This window comes from Arthrobacter humicola, assembly GCF_022803015.1.
Lineage (GTDB): Bacteria > Actinomycetota > Actinomycetes > Actinomycetales > Micrococcaceae > Arthrobacter > Arthrobacter humicola_A.
In genome coordinates, this window is the sequence record NZ_JAFKON010000006.1 from 217,922 (window position 1) to 236,772 (window position 18,851).

The 18,851-nt window shown below is 67.9% G+C and carries 19 protein-coding genes; 11 read left to right on the forward strand and 8 right to left on the reverse strand.

The genetic code is table 11. The features are described from left to right. Positions 1–90: 90 nt before the first annotated feature. The gene (locus tag ARTB_RS13825) at positions 91–801 is read left to right on the forward strand and encodes a GNAT family N-acetyltransferase (RefSeq protein ID WP_028276531.1); all 711 of its coding nucleotides are present in this window, start codon (positions 91–93) and stop codon (positions 799–801) included. Positions 802–817: 16 nt separating this feature from the next. Here the strand turns inward: ARTB_RS13825 and ARTB_RS13830 are convergent, their stop codons facing one another. The 7 genes from ARTB_RS13830 to ARTB_RS13860 form a co-directional block, all read right to left on the reverse strand. Next, positions 818–2,380 (reverse strand): MFS transporter, encoded by a 1,563-nt coding sequence (locus ARTB_RS13830; RefSeq protein WP_243181097.1) that lies wholly within the window; start codon positions 2,378–2,380, stop codon positions 818–820. 83 nt (positions 2,381–2,463) lie between these two features. Continuing rightward, the gene (locus ARTB_RS13835; RefSeq protein ID WP_243181098.1) at positions 2,464–3,027 is read right to left on the reverse strand and encodes a PadR family transcriptional regulator; all 564 of its coding nucleotides are present in this window, start codon (positions 3,025–3,027) and stop codon (positions 2,464–2,466) included. Between the two features lie 139 nt (positions 3,028–3,166). Then, positions 3,167–3,580, reverse strand: a complete 414-nt coding sequence (locus ARTB_RS13840; protein ID WP_243181099.1) for an ankyrin repeat domain-containing protein — start codon at positions 3,578–3,580, stop codon at positions 3,167–3,169. After that, positions 3,577–4,659 carry a CAF17-like 4Fe-4S cluster assembly/insertion protein YgfZ gene (gene ygfZ / locus ARTB_RS13845; RefSeq protein ID WP_243181100.1) on the reverse strand — a complete coding sequence of 361 codons (1,083 nt, stop codon included), beginning with the start codon at positions 4,657–4,659 and terminating at the stop codon, positions 3,577–3,579. Before ygfZ ends, ARTB_RS13840 begins: the two co-directional genes overlap by 4 nt. Before the next feature lie 101 nt (positions 4,660–4,760). After that, on the reverse strand, positions 4,761–5,510 hold the full coding sequence (locus tag ARTB_RS13850) for a flavodoxin family protein (protein ID WP_243181101.1): 750 nt from the start codon (positions 5,508–5,510) through the stop codon (positions 4,761–4,763). Positions 5,511–5,563: 53 nt separating this feature from the next. Then, on the reverse strand, positions 5,564–6,178 hold the full coding sequence (locus ARTB_RS13855) for an FABP family protein (RefSeq protein ID WP_079550149.1): 615 nt from the start codon (positions 6,176–6,178) through the stop codon (positions 5,564–5,566). 167 nt (positions 6,179–6,345) lie between these two features. Further along, a complete protein-coding gene (locus ARTB_RS13860) occupies positions 6,346–7,080 on the reverse strand; it encodes a permease (RefSeq protein WP_223913795.1) in 735 nt (244 codons plus the stop codon). A gap of 243 nt (positions 7,081–7,323) precedes the next feature. Here ARTB_RS13860 and ARTB_RS13865 point away from each other — a divergent pair, with 243 nt between their 5' ends. The 10 genes from ARTB_RS13865 (at position 7,324) to asd (ending at position 17,663) form a co-directional block, all read left to right on the forward strand. Then, a complete protein-coding gene (locus tag ARTB_RS13865) occupies positions 7,324–8,022 on the forward strand; it encodes a winged helix-turn-helix transcriptional regulator (RefSeq protein WP_028276526.1) in 699 nt (232 codons plus the stop codon). Positions 8,023–8,332: 310 nt separating this feature from the next. Then, entirely contained in the window at positions 8,333–9,355 is a 1,023-nt protein-coding gene (gene mshD / locus ARTB_RS13870; protein ID WP_243181102.1) for a mycothiol synthase, read from the forward strand. A gap of 89 nt (positions 9,356–9,444) precedes the next feature. Further along, entirely contained in the window at positions 9,445–11,709 is a 2,265-nt protein-coding gene (locus tag ARTB_RS13875) for an RNA degradosome polyphosphate kinase (protein WP_028276525.1), read from the forward strand. Positions 11,710–11,720: 11 nt separating this feature from the next. Continuing rightward, complete coding sequence (locus ARTB_RS13880; protein ID WP_243181103.1) at positions 11,721–12,698, forward strand: NUDIX hydrolase; 978 nt, start codon at positions 11,721–11,723, stop codon at positions 12,696–12,698. A gap of 78 nt (positions 12,699–12,776) precedes the next feature. Next, positions 12,777–14,423, forward strand: coding sequence for a hypothetical protein (locus tag ARTB_RS13885; RefSeq protein ID WP_243181104.1), 1,647 nt, complete (start codon positions 12,777–12,779; stop codon positions 14,421–14,423). Then, complete coding sequence (locus ARTB_RS13890) at positions 14,420–14,821, forward strand: GntR family transcriptional regulator (protein ID WP_243181105.1); 402 nt, start codon at positions 14,420–14,422, stop codon at positions 14,819–14,821. Before ARTB_RS13885 ends, ARTB_RS13890 begins: the two co-directional genes overlap by 4 nt. Positions 14,822–14,854: 33 nt before the next feature. After that, positions 14,855–15,658 (forward strand): thymidylate synthase, encoded by an 804-nt coding sequence (locus ARTB_RS13895; protein ID WP_243181106.1) that lies wholly within the window; start codon positions 14,855–14,857, stop codon positions 15,656–15,658. Then, positions 15,655–16,248, forward strand: coding sequence for a dihydrofolate reductase (locus tag ARTB_RS13900; protein ID WP_243181107.1), 594 nt, complete (start codon positions 15,655–15,657; stop codon positions 16,246–16,248). Before ARTB_RS13895 ends, ARTB_RS13900 begins: the two co-directional genes overlap by 4 nt. Next, the gene (locus ARTB_RS13905) at positions 16,248–16,475 is read left to right on the forward strand and encodes an NF038396 family protein (protein ID WP_028276519.1); all 228 of its coding nucleotides are present in this window, start codon (positions 16,248–16,250) and stop codon (positions 16,473–16,475) included. The genes ARTB_RS13900 and ARTB_RS13905 overlap by 1 nt, the downstream gene beginning before the upstream one ends. A gap of 45 nt (positions 16,476–16,520) precedes the next feature. After that, complete coding sequence (asd, locus tag ARTB_RS13910; RefSeq protein WP_043435910.1) at positions 16,521–17,663, forward strand: aspartate-semialdehyde dehydrogenase; 1,143 nt, start codon at positions 16,521–16,523, stop codon at positions 17,661–17,663. An 81-nt stretch (positions 17,664–17,744) separates the two neighbouring features. Here asd and ARTB_RS13915 read toward each other — a convergent pair whose 3' ends face one another. Then, on the reverse strand, positions 17,745–18,851 hold the full coding sequence (locus tag ARTB_RS13915; protein WP_243181108.1) for a winged helix DNA-binding domain-containing protein: 1,107 nt from the start codon (positions 18,849–18,851) through the stop codon (positions 17,745–17,747).

Sequence of the window (18,851 nt, forward strand, 5' to 3'; positions counted from 1 at the left end):
GGCGCGGCCCGCTGGGAAGAGCCGGGCGGGCAGCGCCGCAGCCAGGCAGGGGGCAACCGGACGCCCGGCCGCGGTGGGTAGGGTTGATTCATGACTCTTGAGCCCGGTTCCGCAGAAATTGTCCAGCTCGCATGGGCGCGCCGCCTGGGGTTCGACGACGGCGCCTTCGCGGCTGCCGCCGGCGTGAGGCTCACCCGGGCGGATGAGACAGCCCGGTCCCTGCAGTTCGTCCGCCTGTTCGGCAATTCCGCCCTGGTGGGCCCGCAGTGGGCGCTGGACGCCGCCGAGGGTCTCTCGGACGAGGAACTGGCCCAGCACGTGACGCTGCTGACCATCACCCGCGGGCACGGCGGCCACGGGCTCGGCGCCGCGGCACTCTTCTTCGCCGACGACCTCCCCCTGCAGCAGCCTGCCGGGGAGTTGACGGTCTCGCACGGGAACCCGGAAGCGATCGAACTGGAGACGTTCTGCCCGCCCGACGACGTCAACGAGGTGGGCCTCGCCGACCTGGAACACCGCTTCACCGTCCTGCATCTGGAAGACGGGCGGCGGACGCCGGTGGCCTGCGGGGCGTATGCGGAATGGGAAGGGCTGCTGGCCCATATGGGCGTGCTGGTCTCGCCCGAATGGCGGCGCCACGGCCTGGGCAAGCTGGCCGCCTCGGTAGCCGCCCACGAGGCCCTCGCCGCGGGGCTGACGCTGCAGTGGCGTTCAGAAGTTAGCAACAAGGGGTCGCTGGCGCTGGCCCGGAGCCTGGGATTTTCTGCGGGCGGCATCCAGACCAGCGTGCTGCTGGGCTGATCCGGATGCCGCCAGGCTAGCCGCGCTCCGCTGCGGCCCTGTCCGCGTCGGCTTCGTCCGCGTCCGCTTGGTCCGCGGCGGCTGCTGCGGCTGTGGCTGCGGCAGCATCTGGTTCGCCCCAGCCCTGGACCGGCTTGGGCTTGGCGAAGAACAGCGCCACGGCAGCACCGAGCAGAATGACCGCCGCCGGCAGCAGGATGGATTGGCCCATCGCCGTCGAGAACCCCTCATGAAGTTCCGCCGGCAAGGCCCCGCCGAAGCCCATCGGGCTGGCGTCTGCGCCTGCTCCGGGCCGGGCGGGGAGCTCGGCCACAAGCCGCGACTGGATCAGGACGGCGATGGCGGCGCTGCCGAGTACGGCGCCGATCTGGCGGGTCGTGTTGTAGACGCCTGAGCCGGCTCCCGCCTGCCGCGGCGGCAGGTTGCGTGTGACGGTGGAACTCAACGGCGCCCAGATGCCTGCATTGGCGAAGCCCAGCACTGCGCTCGGCAGGAGGAACAGCCAGATGGGGGTGTCCGGGTGCATGAGCAGGGCATTCCAGAACAGCGCCACGGACATCAGGACCAGGCCGGTCGCGGTGATGAATTTCGGGTTGACCTTGTCGATGATCCGGCCGACGACGGGGGCGAGGCCGCCCGAGATCAGCGCCATCGGCACCATCATGAGCGCCGACTGGGTCGGGGTCAGTCCGCGGACGATCTGGTAGTAGAAGATCAGCGGCAGGCTGAACGCGGTGACGGTGAAGCCCACCGTGGTGATCGCAATGTTGGCGAGCGAGAAGTTCCGGTCCTTGAAAAGGGACAGGGGCAGCAGCGGTTCACCCGTGTTGAACTTCTGCCACAGGACGAAGACCACCAGCACGGCGATGCCGCTGATGATCAGGCCCCAGACGGTGATGGGGCCGGCGATGGTGCCCCAGTCGTACGTCGCGCCCTCTTGGATGCCGAAGACCAGGAGGAACAGGCCGAGGGCGCTGAGCAGCACGCCGGGAATATCGAACTTGTGCGGGTGGGTTGTCAGCGAGGGCACGAAACGCTGGGCGAGGATGAAGCCGACAATCCCGACGGGAACGTTGATGAAGAAGATCCATTCCCAGCCGAGGCCGTCCACCAGCACGCCGCCGAGGATCGGGCCAACCAGCGTGGCGACGCCGGCCGTGGCACCCCAGATGCCCATGGCCGCTCCGCGGCGGTCCGGGGGGAAGATCCGGGTAATGACGGCCATGGTCTGCGGCGTCATCATGGCCGCGCCGAGTCCCTGGACCACACGGGCCGCGATGAGGATCTCGACGCTGCCGGAGAGGCCGCACCACAGCGATGCCACAGTGAAGACGACGAGTCCGGAGAGGTAGAGCTTCTTCGGACCGAAACGGTCCCCGAGCCGGCCCGTGATCAGCAGCGGCACGGCATAGGCGAGCAGGTAGGCGCTGGTGACCCAGATCACCGAGTTAATGTCAGTGTTGAGGCCCTCCATAATGCTGGGGTTGGCCACCGAGACGATGGTGGTGTCGATCAGGATCATGAAGAAGCCGATCACCAGGGACCAGAGTGCCGGCCATGGCCGGGCTACGTTTTCCATGCGGTTCCTTAGGGGCTGGTGTGAAACGGTGGATGGGCTGTGTGTGGGGGCGGCCGGGTCCCGGCCGCGGTCCTGCGCGGAGTTCACCACGGCAGTTCGCCGGAGCGGAGCTGGTCCTGAAGGCTGCGGATCCAGGCGATTTCGGCGCGCAGCGTGCTCAGCTGGAACTGGACATCGATCCAGTACTTGCGCTCCACGCCCTTCTTCGCGAGCAGTTCCTCGCCGGAGACCAGGAAGCCGAGCTGTTCCTCCAACGCCTGAAGACGCCGGTCGAGGAGTTCCACGACGACGGCGGCGGGCAGGTTGTAGGCCTCGGAGATGGCCAGCGGGAAGGCCGGGTATTCGTTGACCGGGGCGGCGAGCATGTCCTGCAGCCACGTCGTGAACGCTTCGCGGCCGGCAGCCGAGATCGTGTAGGTGGTGCGCTCCGGACGGTTGCCTCCCCGGTCCGTTCCCGTGGCTGTGACCAGCCCCCGATCCTCGAGCCGCCCGACGGCGTGATAAAGCGTTCCTGGCCGCACCTTGACCAGCCGGTCCTCGTGCCGTGCGATCAGGAGCTGGTACATCTCGTAGGGATGCATCGGCTCTTCCACGAGCAGGGAAAGTGCGGCGACACCTAGGGGTGTCAATGCTGTTGCCCGGGCCATGGTGCAGTCCTTCTCGGTTTAGCAGTGTTCTCTTCGGCCTAAACGGCAGTTACTCCACTAATGATTATTCCACGTGGAGTATTTGGGGGGAATCCTCCCCAACCCGGGCCGGCCGCGCCCCGGCCCGAGGCGCGATTGGTCAGCCGAGGAGGGCCAGGATGTCCGTCCGGGCGAACATCTGCGCGGCGGCCCGCGCGCTGGGGGTGCCGGCGTCCGGGTCGGCCCCGGCGTCCAGCAGTTCCCGGGCCACGTCCGTGTAGCCCTTGAAGACAGCACCGGCCAGCGGGGTCTGGCCGCGGTCGTTCGGCGTGTTGGCGTCGCCGCCGTGGTCCAGGATCAGCCGGACAGTGCCGGCGTGGCCGTGGTACGCCGCCAGCATCACCAGCGAGTCGCCGGAGGAGGTGGTCAGCGTGGCCGGGGCGCCGGCGGCCAGGTAGCTGCCCAGCAGAGCGGAGTTGCCCTCGCGGGCGGCGTCGAAGAGCGCGTGCGCCAGCGCGAGTGTCTCGTCGTCGGGCGCGGCGCCCGGCTCGTTCACTTTGGACTCGCCGCTCATCGGGTGCCCCGCAGGAAGCCGGTCTGGCGGCCTACCACCTGGCCGGCGTCGGGGGCCACAATGACTTCCTGGGCCGCGGAGTACGGCTCGTCCCCGTCCACGACGGTCAGGACCTCGTCCGGGGCGACGGAGCGTTTGATGACGGCCAGGGCGACGGGGCCCATTTCGTAGTGCTGCGCCACGGAGGTCACGGTGCCCACCTTCCGTTCGCCCGCACGCACCTCGCTCCCGGCCGCGGGCAGGGTGTGCTGGGAACCGTCGAGCTGGAGGAACACGAGACGGCGCGGCGGGTGGCCCAGGTTGTGGACTCGCGCGATCGTCTCCTGGCCCTTGTAGCAGCCCTTGGCCAGGTGCACGGCAGTGCGGAGGAGGTCGAGCTCATGCGGGATGGTCTTGTCGTCCGTTTCCGCGCCCCAGCGGGGCCGCCACGCCGCAATCCGCAGCGCTTCGGACGCCATGGTGCCGGCGAGGGCACGGTCGCCCACGGTCGCGACCAGCTCGTCCGCGGGGACCAGGTACTCAAACCAGGGCCGTTCCAGTCCTGGATGGGCGTCCTCGCCCACCACAGCGTAGGAGTAGCCGCCGGCGCCGACGTGCGGCCACGGGTCTTGCCAGGCCTGCAGCGCCTCCCATTCCGGGATGCGGTGTGTGGAGCCGAGTACGGCCCAGTCGGCGGAGACGTCCGCGATTTCGACCCGGAGCATGAACTTCATCTTGTTGAGCCATTCGGCGAGCGGGGCCGCCTCGGCTGCCTCGACGATCAGCCAGGTCGTGGCGCCGTCGTCCACCACCCTGGCGTCGAATTCGATCCGGCCCTGCACGCTCAGCAACAGCAGTTCGGTGGACTGGCCAGGGGCCAGCGAAGTGAGCTGCTGGGAGGACAGCGTGTTGAGCCAGCTCAGGCGGTCCGGCCCGCTGACCGTCACCACACCGCGGTGTGAGAGATCGACGACGGCGGTGCCGACGGCCAGCGCCCGCTGCTCCCGGAGAGGCTCGCCGTAGTGGGCGGCGACGCCGGCATCGGCGCCGCCGGCCTCAACCGCGGCCGGGCGCGACAACAGGGGGCTTTTGATAGTCATATTGAAAGGAACGTCCTTAGCTCTGTGCGTATTCCGGGCCCGGCAGGTTCCGGCCCCGGCAGGGACAATCTGGCTCCGCCGGACTGTGGGGCAGGCCGGTCCTAGCGGTATTCCGGATTTTCAAAGTCGAAACGGGTGCCCGCTTTCCAGGCATCTGGCAGGTTTCCGTAGGCGGGAATGCCGCCCGCATCCTTGAGCATGCGCGCCAGGTGCAGCATGTTCCAGGTCATGAAGGTGGTGTTGCGGTTGGTGAAATCGCTCTCCGGCCCCCCGGACCCCTGGTCAAGGTAGCTCGGTCCCGGCCCGACGGGACCGATCCAGCCGGCGTCGGCCTGCGGCGGGATGGTGAAGCCGATGTGCTGGAGGCTGTACAGGACGTTCATGGCGCAATGCTTGATGCCGTCCTCATTGCCGGTGATGAGGCAGCCGCCCACCTTCGGATAGTAGGCCCACTGGCCCTTCGCGTTCAGCTGCCCGGAGTGGGCGTAGAGGCGCTCGATGAGCTTCTTGGTCTGCGAGGAGTTGTCCCCCAGCCAGATGGGCCCCGCGACGACGACGATGTCCGCTTCCTGGACGGCCGGGTAGAGTTCCGGCCACTCATCGGTGGCCCAGCCGTGTTCGCGCATGTCCGGGTAGACCCCGCTGGCGATGTCGTGGTCCACCGTGCGGATCACGCGGGTGGTGACGCCCTGCTTCTCCATGATCCGGCGGCTGACCTCGATCAGGCCCTGGGTGTTGGACACGTCCGGGGACTTCTTGAGCGTGCCGTTGAAGAACACGGCCTTGAGGTCGGCGTAGCTGGCGCTGCCGGGTGCTGTGCTGCCGGCTGAGCTGGTGACTGTGTCGTTCACGGCATTTCTCCTGGGTCGATGGTGACAACGGAAAAATCAGTGAGACCGCGTAATTAGCCTACTTTGGCGAGGATGGCCGATGCGTGGGCCTCCAGGCCGCCGCCCGCCGTCGAATTCTTGCCGGTGGCCACGTCCCAGCGCCACAGCAGGTTTCCTTCCACCAGCCCGAAGATCCGGGTGGCCGCCGTGTACTCCTTGGAGTGGCTGCCGCGCATCACCATGTCGGTGCTGAGCTGGATCTGGGGGCCCTTGATCTGGCCGTAGTACAGCTCCGAGATCCCGCCGGGGTGGGCGATGGAGACCGAGATGTCGAAGCCGCCGTCGCTGTTGCGCAGGGCCTCCACCTCGTCGGCGCTCTTGAGCACCGGGACGATGTCCGCCGGGATCAGGCCGGGGCCGCCGTCCTCCTCGCGCTGCTTACGCTCCAGCGCCCAGAAGCCGGTCTCGACGGTGAGGGGACGCAGTTTGGTGCCCTCGTCGTCGGTCAGCCAACTCTCGGCACGGTACTGCAGGTACGGCAGGCCGTTGTGCGTAAACGAGACGTGTTGCAGGAAGTGCTCGGAGTCCTCGTCTCCAGCCCCCAGCCGGCCGCTGCCCTCCCACTCACCAATGAGCCAGGACAGCGGAACGATTTCGGGGGTCAGATCAGTAGGGATTTCAATCGGCACAGCATCTACCTCTGGAAGCTACGGGGTCTGGAACGTCTTACTTCTGGCCTTTGAAGAGGCGGTACACGACAAAGCCGGCAAACCACGCCATGGACAGGCTGGCCACGCCAAGCAGGACAAGGAAAAAGATCTCATATGCAAGTACGGACATGATGCCATCCTAACGCTTAGTAGATGAGTAGTTTGTCTATGAAGTAGGCCAGTGAACCGACAGCAGAAACCGGCCCGAGCCCCATGCCCACGGCCGCCAAAACATTTAGGCCCTCACCGTTGAGGATGACGAGGCGGCGGAAACTCACCAGCACCGCCCCCACGACGACGCCGACGAGGGCCGCCGGCAGCACGGCAATGTCGGAGAACACCAGGCCGGCGAGCGGCCCGGCAAGGCCGGCGCTCACGATGCCCAGCGGCGCCACGATCCGGTCCGGCCAGCGGATCAGCCCCGCCAGCAGCGCGATCGCCGAACTGATGGCCGCCACGAGGATCATTTCGCGGACCCCGTTGAAGCGCGAACTCGCAATCCAGCCGGCGCCGAGGCAGGAGAGCAGGACACCCGCGCACGAGCCCAGGGTGGATTCGAGGCGCTGGGCCTGACCGGTGCCCCGGATCAGCTGCATGACGAAGATTGCCATGACCCCGACGGCCAAGAACGACGGCGTCCAGTCCAGGAAGCCCGGAGCCGGGAGATAGGTCGCAGCCACTGCCGACCCGACGCCGGGCAGGCCAATCAAGACCGCGAGCGTCTTCTTGGCGGGGATGCCGAGAAAGTAGGGCCAGCCGATACCGATGCCGGCGGCGGCGAGCGCCGCGACGGCCAGGAGGACCTCAGGCGAGGCATAGGCTCCGGCGACAATCGCCGCGAGACCGGCCAGGCCGATGATCCCGACGCTCCACGGCTTCACTGTCTGCTCGCCATCGGCAGACCCAGCATGGCCAGACCTTCGCTCACTGCGGACCCCAATTCGACTCGGCTCAATTTCGACGGGCCGCGGGCCCTGACGGTTCAATCCTGCCCTATGTGAACGGTATGTGTCGCAAAAGGAGGCGCCGGAGGTGACGGGACCATGGCCGGAATGGGGCCCTTAGGTATACTCAACATCAGCAACAAGACGCCCAACGATGCGCGGACACCCCTTGGAGGAACAATGTCGCACATCCTGCTATTGACGAACAGCACGGGAACATCCGTGGACGTCCTGCCTGCTCTGGAACTGCTGAACCACCGGGTGCATATCCTTCCGGCCGAGCCCACTGCCCTGCTCGAGACCGACCCCTGCGACATCGTCCTGCTCGATGCCCGCAAGGACCTGGTCGGCGCACGTTCCCTCACCCAGCTGCTCAAGGCCACCGGCCTCAGCGCCCCGTTGATGCTGATCCTCACCGAGGGCGGCATGGCCGCGGTCTCCTCGGCGTGGGCCGTGGACGACATCCTCCTGGAATCCGCGGGCCCGGCAGAAGTCGAGGCCAGGATCCGGCTCGGCGTCGCGCGCGCCGTTCCGGAGAAGGAGGACGTGCCGACCGAAATCCGGGCCGCCGGCGTCGTGATTGACGAGGCCAGCTACACCGCACGGGTCAACGGCGCCGCGCTCAACCTGACCTTCAAGGAATTTGAGCTGCTGAAATACCTGGCCCAGCACCCCGGCCGGGTGTTCACCCGCCAGCAGCTGCTGACCGAAGTCTGGGGCTACGACTACTACGGCGGCACGCGCACCGTGGATGTCCACGTCCGGCGGCTGCGGGCCAAGCTGGGCGCCGACCACGAGAACCTGATCAGCACCGTCCGCAACGTCGGCTACCGCCTGACCCTGGTCCGCCAGCCCGAGGACGAACTGACCGAGGCCTGAGCGCCACGGCCGCCACGACGCGGCGGCGCCGGTACGCAGGAACTGTACACAAGCACTGAACGCAGAAGGCCCCGGACTCTGGAATCCAGAGTCCGGGGCCTTCATGGTGCACCAAACCATCGGCACAAACTTCTCAGTATCTAGCAGTACTTCTCAGTGGAGGACATACGGGTCGAACGTATCGAGGCCACCCCAGTGGTGGATCCCCCTCGCATCTGGCTCAACGCCGGACGAGATAACGACTATACGGGGCCGTCCGCAGTTCGACAAAATCGGCCGCTGACCCCCATGCACCCGATAGCCTTGCACCATGAGCCCTGCGCACCCGGAAAACTGGCCCGTACACACTGAAAAAGGAACCATGGACGCCGCGCTGCTGCGGGACGTCGCCGCCCTTGTCGCCGCGGCGGAAGAGTCCGACGGCAATCCGCCGCTGTCCGAACAGACCCTTGTCACGCTGCGCGCCGGCGATACGGGCGAGCACTCGGTGCTTGCCCTGGCCCTCTATGCCCCTGACGACAAGTTGGATCCCGCGACGGCGCAGGACCTGGCCGGCGTCGCCGTCGTCATCGAGGAGCCCGACGGCACCGGCATCCTCGAGGTCGCCGTCCATCCCAGCTACCGCAACCAGGGCGTGGGCGACCGCCTGCTGGGCGAACTGAAGACCGTCCGCGGCTTCGCCGGCCTGAAAGCCTGGTCCCACGGAAACCACGAGGCCGCGGCCGACCTCGCAGCCCGCTACGGCTACGGCGCCGTGCGTGAGCTGTGGAAGATGCGGTTGATGACGGCGGCAGCGGCCCTGCCGGAGGCGCACCTCCCGGACGGCGTACAGCTCCGCACCTTCGTGCCCGGACGGGACGAGGACGGCTGGCTGGCCGCAAACAAGGCCGCTTTCGCCCACCACCCGGAGCAAGGCAACATGACGCGGGCCGATCTGGACGCCCGGATGGCCGAACCGTGGTTTGATCCCGCGGGCTTCCTGCTGGCCGTCGACCCGGCGGACCGGATCCTGGGATTCCATTGGACCAAGGTGCACCCCCGGCACGGCGACCACCCCGCAATGGGCGAGGTCTACGTGGTGGGCGTGACCCCCGACGCCCAGGGGTCCGGGCTCGGCAAGGCCCTCACGGTCGCCGGCATCAGGCATCTCCAGGGCCTGGGGCTCCGCGCCGTCATGCTCTACGTCGATGCCGACAACACCCCCGCCGTCGCCCTCTACCGCCGGCTCGGATTCACCCGCTGGGATGTCGATGTGATGTACGCGCCGCTGCCGCAGCAGCCAGCACAGGCCGCCGCTGCCGCGCCGGACGGCGTTAGTCAAGTCGGCGGATAACCGTCCCGGCCCGGGCCGAAACCTGGGGTCATCCGGCCACGATTGCTTGTAAGGTTGAAGCTACATCGCGCCAGCATTGAGGAGACACCATGCCACGGGATACCGCCCGGACATCCACGTCTGAACCAGCAACGCCGGAAAAGGGGGCGCGTCCGGTACGTGCCCGCTTTGGCTCCTCCGAAGTGCCGGCCTCGCGCGCCACGCAGGACCGGATCGATATTCCGGAGTTCGCGCCGAACCCGGAACCGGAAGGCGACATCCGCCCCGACCGGTTCCTGGACCGGGAACTGAGCTGGCTTGCGTTCAACGCGCGGGTCCTGGAATTGGCCGAGGACCCCAACTTGTACCTGCTGGAGCGGGTCAGCTTCCTGTCCATCTTCGCCTCCAACCTGGACGAGTTCTTCATGGTCCGGGTGGCCGGGCTGAAGCGGCGGATCGCCACGGGGCTCGCCGTCCCCTCCCCTGCCGGGCTGAGCCCCATGCAGGTCCTGGAGCAGATCGGCGAGGAGGCCCACCGGCTGCAGCAGCGCCACGCCCGGGTCTACGCCGAACAGATCCGTCCGGCGCTGGCCTATGAGCACATCCACCTGATGCACTGGGAGGAACTCGACTCGCAGGCCAAGGACCAGCTCAGCGCCATGTTCGCGGAAAAAGTTTTCCCGATCCTGACGCCGCTGGCCGTGGACCCGGCGCACCCGTTCCCCTACATCTCCGGGCTGTCCCTGAACCTCGCCGTAGTGGTCCGCAACCCGGTCAGCGACAAGGAGCTCTTCGCCCGTGTCAAGGTCCCTGACCAGCTCCCGCGCCTGATCTCCATCGACGGCGCCCGCGCCGGCTCCGTCCCGGGACGGGTGGCACGGTTCATCGCGCTCGAAGAAGTGATCGCCGTGCACCTGGACCAGCTGTTCGCCGGCATGGAGGTCCTGGAACACCACATCTTCCGCGTGACCCGCAACGAGGACGTCGAGGTCGAAGAGGACGACGCCGAAAACCTGCTGCAGGCCTTGGAGAAGGAACTCCTGCGCCGCCGGTTCGGCCCGCCCGTCCGCCTTGAGGTCACCAATGACATCAACCCGAACATCCGTGCCCTGCTGATCCGCGAGCTCGGCGTCGAGGAATCCGAGGTCTACTCCGTGCCGGCGCCGCTGGACCTGCGCGGACTCTCGGTGATTGCAGGGATCGACCGGGCGGACCTGCACTACCCCAAGCACGTCCCGCACACCTCGCGCTACCTCAACGAATCGGAAACGTCCAAGGCGGCCAACGTCTTTGCCGCCATGCGGCGACGGGACATCCTCCTGCACCACCCGTATGACTCCTTCTCCACGTCGGTCCAGGCGTTCCTGGAACAGGCAGCCGCGGACCCCAAAGTCCAGGCCATCAAACAGACCCTGTACCGCACGTCCGGTGACTCCCCGATTGTCGATGCCCTGATTGACGCCGCCGAGGCCGGCAAGCAGGTCCTGGCGCTCGTGGAGATCAAGGCGCGCTTTGACGAGCAGGCGAACATCTCCTGGGCCCGGAAACTGGAACAGGCAGGCGTCCATGTGGTGTACGGCATCGTGGGGCTCAAGACCCACTGCAAGCTCTCCCTCGTGGTCCGCCAGGAAGTGGACGGCCTGCGCCGCTACTGCCACATCGGCACTGGCAACTACCACCCCCGCACGGCCCGCTACTACGAGGATCTGGGCCTGCTGACGGCGAACGAACAGGTCGGCGAAGACCTTTCGAAGCTGTTCAACCAGCTCTCCGGCTACGCGCCGAAGTCCACGTTCAAGAGGCTGCTCGTGGCGCCGCGCTCGGTCCGTTCCGGGCTGATCGACAGGATCGAAACCGAGATCAGGAACGCCCGGGCCGGCATCCCCGCCCGCGTCCAGATCAAGGTCAATTCGATGGTGGACGAAGCCATCATCGATTCCCTGTACCGCGCGTCCCAGGCCGGAGTGCAGGTGGATGTCATTGTCCGCGGCATCTGCTCCCTGCGGCCCGGCGTTCCCGGCCTGAGCGAGAACATCACGGTCCGCTCCGTGCTGGGCCGCTTCCTGGAACACTCCCGCGTCTTCGCGTTCGCCAATGCCGGCGACCCGGTGGTTTACATCGGCTCGGCCGACATGATGCACCGCAACCTCGACCGCCGGGTTGAAGCCCTCGTGCAGCTGACGAGCGGCGACGACACGAGCTATGTCCTGGACTTGCTCAACCGCTACATGGTGCCCGAAACGGCGAGTTGGCATTTGGACAAGCAGGGTGAATGGACCCGCCACCACCTGGCGGAAGACGGCCAGGACCTCAAGGACGTGCAGTCCTGGCTGCTCGCCTCCCGCTCGCGCCAGCGCTCGACCAGCCTGCGGTAGGGATCGTGAGTGTGAGCAGCGATGCACTGGTTGCGGACCAGGCTGACCAACCCGGTGAAGAGGTTTCCGTCACGGCGGCGGGCGCCATCCCGTGGCGCCTCAATTCGGTAAACAAGGACCAGCTCGAGGTCCTGCTGATCCACCGTCCGCGGTATGACGACTGGTCCTGGCCGAAGGGCAAAATCGACGCCGGCGAGACCATCCCGGAGTGCGCCGTGCGCGAGGTGGAGGAGGAGATCGGGCTCACCGCCCCCCTGGGGATCCCGCTCCCGCCCATCCACTACCATGTGGCGGCCGGGCTGAAGGTGGTCCACTACTGGGCCGTCGACGTCGACGGCGCCGCCTTGATCCCGGACGGCACGGAAGTCGACAGCGTCATGTGGTGCCCGCCCGAGAAGGCCGCCCGCCTCCTGAGCAACCCGAGCGACATCGAGCCGCTGCAGCACCTGGTGAACGCCCACGACCGCGGGGAGCTGGCGACCTGGCCGCTGCTGATCGTGCGCCACGCGAAGGCCAAGCCCCGCTCGTCCTGGTCCAAGGCCGAGGGCGACCGTCCGCTGGCCGCCACCGGCATGCGGCAGGCGCAGTCGGTGGGGCGGCTCCTGCAGGCGTGGAAGCCCGCGCGGATCGTTTCAAGCCCGTGGCTGCGGTGCGTGGCCACCATCGCACCCTACGCCAAGGCGGCCGACGCCAAGGTCAAGCTCAACGAGGCCCTCACCGAGCACCGGCACAGCCGCAGCCCGCACAAGACGGCAGCCGTCGTCGAGGGATTGTTCGACAAGCAGCGGGCCGTGGCGCTGTGTACGCACCGTCCGGCCCTGCCCACGGTCCTGAAGCAACTCGCGAAGCACATGAACTCCCGGCTGCGGGACCTGCTGCCGTCCTCGGACCCGTTCCTGGCGCCGGGCGAGATCGTGGTCTGCCACGTCGCCCGCGGCAGCAAGAAAAAAGTGGTCGCGGTGGAGCGGTTCAAGCCGTTCGACGACTGAGGTCCTTGACCCCGGGGGCCCCCAAGCCTAGTTTGTATCAATAGCTTGATACATTACTGCTGAATCTTGGGGGATTCCGTGCCGGTCCTGTTGAACGTGCCGCCGATGCTGTTGCTCGGCCCGGCGATCGCCGCCCTGCTGGTGTATGCCGTTCTGCGGTGGGTGATCTGGGCTCCCGGGACCGGAACGTCGCCGCAGACAGTGTCGGAGCACGGGCTGTGGGTAGGTGTGATCGGCTGGCTCGCGAGCTCACTCCAGGGCGCCATGACCCTGGGCATCATCCCGGCCAATCCGTCAGCGTCCGCCGTGGTGGGCGCCGACTCGATCATCCCGGCGCTGGCATGGCCCGTCCTGGGCTGCCTGGGCGTGCATGCCCTGGGACAGGTCAGCTACCCGGGTCCGCGGCGAATGCGGCGGCAGGCCGTGCTGTCCGTGCGGCGCATCAAAGACTTCCTGCCCCGCAGGCTGGCATTGACCACGGCTGCGATCTTCGTCTCGGCTGCCGCGGCCATCGCCCGGACTGCCACGCTGCCCGGGTTCGCGGCCGTGGCTCCCACTACGGTCAGCGACGGCGCGTACGGCTACTACAACAGCGGCGGCGACGGCCGTATCCCCGGACCGGAGGTGGCCGCCTGGCTCGGCGGCGCCCTGCTGGTGCTGGCCGTCGGCACGTGGCTGGTTTTGTGGCTGATCGGCCGCCGCCGACAGCTGGAGTCCCTTGACGCGGCGGACAACGCTGTACTGCGGACCATCGCGATGAACCGGCTGCTGCGCACAGTGTCCACAGTGGCTGCCGGCTTGGCAGTCATCGCGGGGAACTTCGCGGCCCGTCCCGATCCGGCCCAGCAAACGGGATCGTGGACGAACTTCGCCGGCCTCGCGGCGACCGTGGTCCTGCTCGTGATGTGGTGGTGGCGGCCGCCTCGGCTTGCTTCCGCCGGGCTGGGCGTCCGGAACCGGCCGGAATCAGGGATCGCCACCGGCCGCCAGCACCCGGCCGCCAGGCTGGTCTCCTCACTTGGAGCGCTCCTGGGCCTCGCGGCCGCCGTGCCGCTGGTCGCCGGAGCCTTCCTCGCCCCCGTGATCATGGCGGCCGCCGGCTACGGACTTGCGGGACTCGTGGCCCTGATGGGCATCTGCGTCCTACTGGTCATCGCCGGAGGCGAGCTGGTCCTGCAGCGCAACTACGGATCGCCCGAGGCGCCGCGCACCTGGCCCCGGCAGCCGGTCAACGCCGCCCTGCTGACCACGGCGGTCCTGGCGCTGCTGGTCTTCCTGGCAGCCCTCGCCGTCACCACCGCGGGGCGGGCCCTGCTGGCCGAAGATTCCGGCTGGGTTCCGGTTGCGCTACTCACGGCCGGGACCTGCGTTGCCGCCCTGCCGGCGTTCCTCCGGGCCCGGTCCCGCCAGGGCATCCGCGACGCCCCGCGCGGTCTGGACGCCGCGCTGCGCGCCATCACTGTCCACCGCATCGTGCGGACCGTCGCCGCAACCCTCACGGCCCAGGCCGGTGTCCTGCTGCTGACCCAGACCAACGCCTGGGCGGCGGTGTTCGGGTCGGACGCGTTCGGCGACGCCGTCGATCCGGCCGCCGGATCGTGGTGGCCCGCGACCCTGGCCGGCGCTGTCCTGGCCGCCAGTGCCGTGCTCATCGCCGTCGTCCCCGTGGGCGGCCTGGCCCGGAAGACCCCGGCTCCCCTGCCGCGGAAGGAAGTCGCCGCGTGACGGCGGGCATCGCCATCAACCTGCGTTCGCCGGTTCCCCCCTTCGAGCAGATCCGGACGCAGATCGCCTCCCTCATCAGCCTCGGGACGCTTGCAGCGGGAACCCGGCTGCCAACCGTCCGCAGCCTCGCGTCGGACTTGGGCCTCGCTGCCGGGACAGTCGCGCGGGCCTACAAGGAACTCGAACTGGCCGGACTGGTCGAAACCCGGCGGCGCAACGGCACGGTGGTCGCCGGCAGCCAGCCGATCCTGCCCCCGCCCGCACCTCCCCCGGGCACGGTCCCGGTGGAGGTGATCGCCGCCGTCGACCGCTGCATTACGGAAGGCCGCACAGCCGGGCTCGACGACGCGGCACTGCTGGCGATCCTGCGGGCGAGGCAGGGCGGGTCACACAAATAAGGAGAGCCGGCGAGTTCTCAGTAGACTGGAACGGTGAGCATCCCTACGCCCTATGAAGACCTCCTGCGCGACGTCCTCGAGCACGGCACGCACAAATCGGACCGCACCGGCACCGGCACCCTGAGTGTTTTTGGCCGCCAGCTCCGCTTCGACCTGAGCAAGAGCTTCCCGCTGATCACCACCAAGCGGGTGCATTTCAAGTCCGTGGCGGTGGAGCTGCTCTGGTTCCTCCGCGGCGACACGAACGTCAAATGGATGCAGGACCAGGGCGTCACCATCTGGGACGAATGGGCCGACGCCGACGGCGAACTCGGTCCCGTTTACGGGGTCCAGTGGCGTTCCTGGCCCACGCCCGACGGCGGCCACATCGACCAGATCGCCGAACTCATCAAGAACCTGAAGTCCAACCCGGATTCGCGCCGGCACATCGTCTCGGCCTGGAACGTCTCCGAACTCAAGGACATGGCCCTGCCCCCATGCCACGCGTTCTTCCAGTTCTACGTGGCGGACGGCAAGCTTTCGTGCCAGCTGTACCAGCGGTCGGCGGACACCTTCCTGGGCGTGCCCTTCAACATCGCGTCCTACGCCTTGCTGACACGCATGATCGCGCAGCAGACCGGCCTGGAACCGGGCGAATTCGTCTGGACCGGCGGGGATGTCCACATCTACGACAACCACATGGACCAGGTCCTCAAGCAGCTCGCCCGCGAGCCCTACGACTACCCCCAGCTGAACATCACCCGCAAGCCGGACTCCATCTTCGACTACACCCTCGAGGACTTCGAGGTGGTCGGCTACCAGCACCACCCGACGATTAAGGCCCCGATAGCCGTATGAGCAACGACAACACCGCGGGCGTGCAGCCCGGCGATTTCACGGAGCAACTCCGAGCGTCCACCACTGGCCTCGGGCTCGTCTGGGCCCAGACCAGCACCGGGGTGATCGGCAAGGCCGGCGACATGCCGTGGCACCTGCCCGAAGACATGTCGCACTTCAGCCGCCTCACCACCGGCCACCCGGTCATCATGGGACGCAAGACCTGGGAATCATTCCCGGACAAGTACCGCCCCCTGCCCGACCGGACGAACATCGTCATCACCCGCCAGGCCGCCTGGCGGGACACCCCCGGCGCGGAAGGCGCCGTCGCGGTGGCGTCGCTCGATGACGCCTTGCTTGAATCCCAGTTCGTGGCCGGCCATGAGACCGTGTGGATCATCGGCGGCGGCGAAATCTTTGCCCAGTCTCTGGACCTTGCCGACGTCGCCGTCGTCACCACCATCGACACCAGCGCCGAAGGGGACACCTTCGCTCCGGAACTCGGCTACGACTGGACCGTCTCGGCCAGCCTCCCGGCCAACGGCTGGCTGACCTCCGCCAACGGCACCCGCTACCGGATCACGCTGTGGCGCCGGACGGAGGCCAAGTAATGCTGAGGAAGCCAGAAACACTCTTTGTCCTGGGGTACATGCTCCTGCCCCTGCTCGCACTGCTCTCCGCGGTCGTGGGGCTGACCATGATCCTGGGCGGCAACAAGATCCTCGGGGCGATCGTGCTGGTGGTGGTGACCCAGGTCTTCACGTTCGGGGCGGTTTTCGCGCTGCGCCGGCGCAAGGCGGCACTGCTGGAAGAGCCCCGCGGCGACTATAACGCGTGACGTAACCGACTGCGCCGGGCGGGCCGCGAAGTCTAAACTGGGCCCATGACTACAGCAGCTACCCCGTCCGTCGGCCTGGTTGGTTGGCGTGGCATGGTCGGTTCCGTCCTCATGCAGCGCATGCAGGACGAGGGCGACTTCGCCAACATCAACCCGGTCTTCTTCTCCACCTCGAACGCGGGCGGTGCCGCCCCGGCCCTGGCCGGCGCCGCTGCGGGCGCCGCCGGCAAGCTTGAGGACGCGTTCGACCTCGAGACGCTGGCGAAGCTGCCCATTATTGTCACCGCCCAGGGCGGGGACTACACCAAGCAGGTCCACGGCGAGCTCCGCAGCCGAGGCTGGGACGGCCTCTGGATCGATGCCGCCTCCACGCTGCGCATGAATGAGGATTCCATCATCGTGCTGGACCCCATCAACCGGGACGTCATCGACGCCGGCCTCTCCGGCGGGGTGAAGGACTACGTCGGCGGCAACTGCACCGTGTCCTGCATGCTGATGGGCCTGGGCGGGCTCTTCAAGAACGACCTGGTCGAATGGGGCACCTCCATGACGTACCAGGCGGCCTCCGGCGGCGGGGCACGCCACATGCGTGAACTGCTGAACCAGTTCGGCAGCCTCAACGCCGAGGTCAGCACCGAACTGGACGACCCGGCGTCGGCGATCCTCGAAATCGACCGCAAGGTCCTGGCACACCAGCGCGCCGGCATCGACGCCACACAGTTCGGCGTTCCGCTGGCCGGTTCCCTGATCCCCTGGATCGACGCGGACCTCGGCAACGGCCAGTCCAAGGAGGAATGGAAGGCCGGAGTGGAGACGAACAAGATCCTTGGCACCTCCGCCGCCAACCGCGTCGTCATGGACGGCCTGTGCATCCGGATCGGTGCGATGCGCTCCCACTCCCAGGCCCTGACCCTGAAGCTGCGCGAGGACCTCCCGGTCGCCGAGATCGAGAAGCTCGTGGACGCGGACAACCAGTGGGCCCGCGTGGTGCCAAACACCAAGGAAGCCTCGATGGCCGAGCTCACGCCCGTGGCGGCCTCCGGCACCCTGGACATTCCGGTGGGCCGGATCCGCAAGCTTGAGATGGGTCCGCAGTACATCAGCGCGTTCACGGTGGGCGACCAGCTGCTGTGGGGCGCCGCGGAGCCGCTGCGGCGCATGCTCCGCATCGCCACCGGAAACCTCTAGGAGCCCGTCCGGGACACGCATACAGGCGGACGTTCAGACACCCCTTCAGGCGGAAGTTCAGGCACCTGTTCCGGCACCTGTTCAGGCGCCAAGGAATCTGCGGTATTTCGCGGCCTGCAGCCCAAAAGACTTTTGGGCGGCGGGCCGCAGCCCGTTAACAGGGTCGAAGGGTTCGGGCACGACGCCGGCTCCCCTGCGGCCCGGCGGCCCGGCCCAGGTGCCGATCACGCCGCCGCCGGCCACAATGGTCTTCTTGAACACGCCGTTGCCGCCGGGGACGATCTTGTCGGCATGCTCCGGCGGCAGCACGAGGGACCGGTCCGCGTAGCCGAGCAGGAATTCATCGAACCCCGGCAGCGCCAGCACCGTGCGCTGACCGGGGACGCCGTCGTCGAGCAGCGCGGCTGTCTCTGCAGAGAGCCAGTAGCTGGTCCCCTCAAACTCCAGCTCCGCCAGCTGGTCCGACACCCGGGCCAGGGCCGCCCGGGTTTCCGTCAGCGGAATGCCGGCCCACCAGGCAAAATCACGTTCCGTGGCGGGGCCGTGACTGCGAAAGTAGCGCAGCAGCCACTCGGCGATGCCGTCGGAACGGTCCAGGGTCCGCGACTCGGTGATCCAGTCGCCAAAGGCCACGACCAGCTGCTGGTTGCCGGCCAGCGGCCCCTGCACCAGCAACCCCCGCTGGCACAGGATCCCGAGCAGATGAATGCCGCGCTGGCCCGCCGTGGACTGACCCGCCCGTTCGAAGGCCTGGAACAGCTCCGCCCGGCTGGCAGCTCCTCCAGAGACCAGCTGCAGGGCAGTTGCCGCGGCGGCGTCGATGTCCCCTGCCGTGATCTCGAGCTCCCGGTGGCGCCGGGCCAGGCCCTGGATCAGCCGGTCGGAGGTGATGGCCAGCATCCATTTCAAGTCCTCGGGTGCCAGCACGTGCAAAGTACCGCGCATTGGCCAGGAACGGACGATCTCCGCCCGGTCCAGCGCCCCGCGGACGTCTTCGGCGCGGGAACCCGGCACGCGCTGGCCGACGGCCCAGAGCACGGCCTGCAGGTCCTGGGCCTGCATCGCCGTCATGCCGCGGACGGCGTCGGGGACGGACTGAAACCCCGGTCCCAGCAGTCCCTGGGCGGCCAGCCGCAGCCTGCCGATGATTCCGGGGCCAAGCCGGCGGATGCCCGTCACTGCTGCCAT

What these genes read in the sequence shown, in the direction of transcription:
- mshD (WP_243181102.1), top strand. Translation starts at nt 8,333, where the DNA reads ATGAGCCCTGCGCACCCGGAAAACTGGCCCGTACACACTGAAAAAGGA.
- ARTB_RS13905 (WP_028276519.1), top strand. Translation starts at nt 16,248, where the DNA reads ATGCTGAGGAAGCCAGAAACACTCTTTGTCCTGGGGTACATGCTCCTG.
- ARTB_RS13840 (WP_243181099.1), bottom strand. Translation starts at nt 3,580, where the DNA reads ATGAGCGGCGAGTCCAAAGTGAACGAGCCGGGCGCCGCGCCCGACGAC.
- ygfZ (WP_243181100.1), bottom strand. Translation starts at nt 4,659, where the DNA reads ATGACTATCAAAAGCCCCCTGTTGTCGCGCCCGGCCGCGGTTGAGGCC.
- ARTB_RS13830 (WP_243181097.1), bottom strand. Translation starts at nt 2,380, where the DNA reads ATGGAAAACGTAGCCCGGCCATGGCCGGCACTCTGGTCCCTGGTGATC.
- ARTB_RS13900 (WP_243181107.1), top strand. Translation starts at nt 15,655, where the DNA reads ATGAGCAACGACAACACCGCGGGCGTGCAGCCCGGCGATTTCACGGAG.
- asd (WP_043435910.1), top strand. Translation starts at nt 16,521, where the DNA reads ATGACTACAGCAGCTACCCCGTCCGTCGGCCTGGTTGGTTGGCGTGGC.
- ARTB_RS13825 (WP_028276531.1), top strand. Translation starts at nt 91, where the DNA reads ATGACTCTTGAGCCCGGTTCCGCAGAAATTGTCCAGCTCGCATGGGCG.
- ARTB_RS13865 (WP_028276526.1), top strand. Translation starts at nt 7,324, where the DNA reads ATGTCGCACATCCTGCTATTGACGAACAGCACGGGAACATCCGTGGAC.
- ARTB_RS13875 (WP_028276525.1), top strand. Translation starts at nt 9,445, where the DNA reads ATGCCACGGGATACCGCCCGGACATCCACGTCTGAACCAGCAACGCCG.
- ARTB_RS13915 (WP_243181108.1), bottom strand. Translation starts at nt 18,851, where the DNA reads ATGGCAGCAGTGACGGGCATCCGCCGGCTTGGCCCCGGAATCATCGGC.
- ARTB_RS13835 (WP_243181098.1), bottom strand. Translation starts at nt 3,027, where the DNA reads ATGGCCCGGGCAACAGCATTGACACCCCTAGGTGTCGCCGCACTTTCC.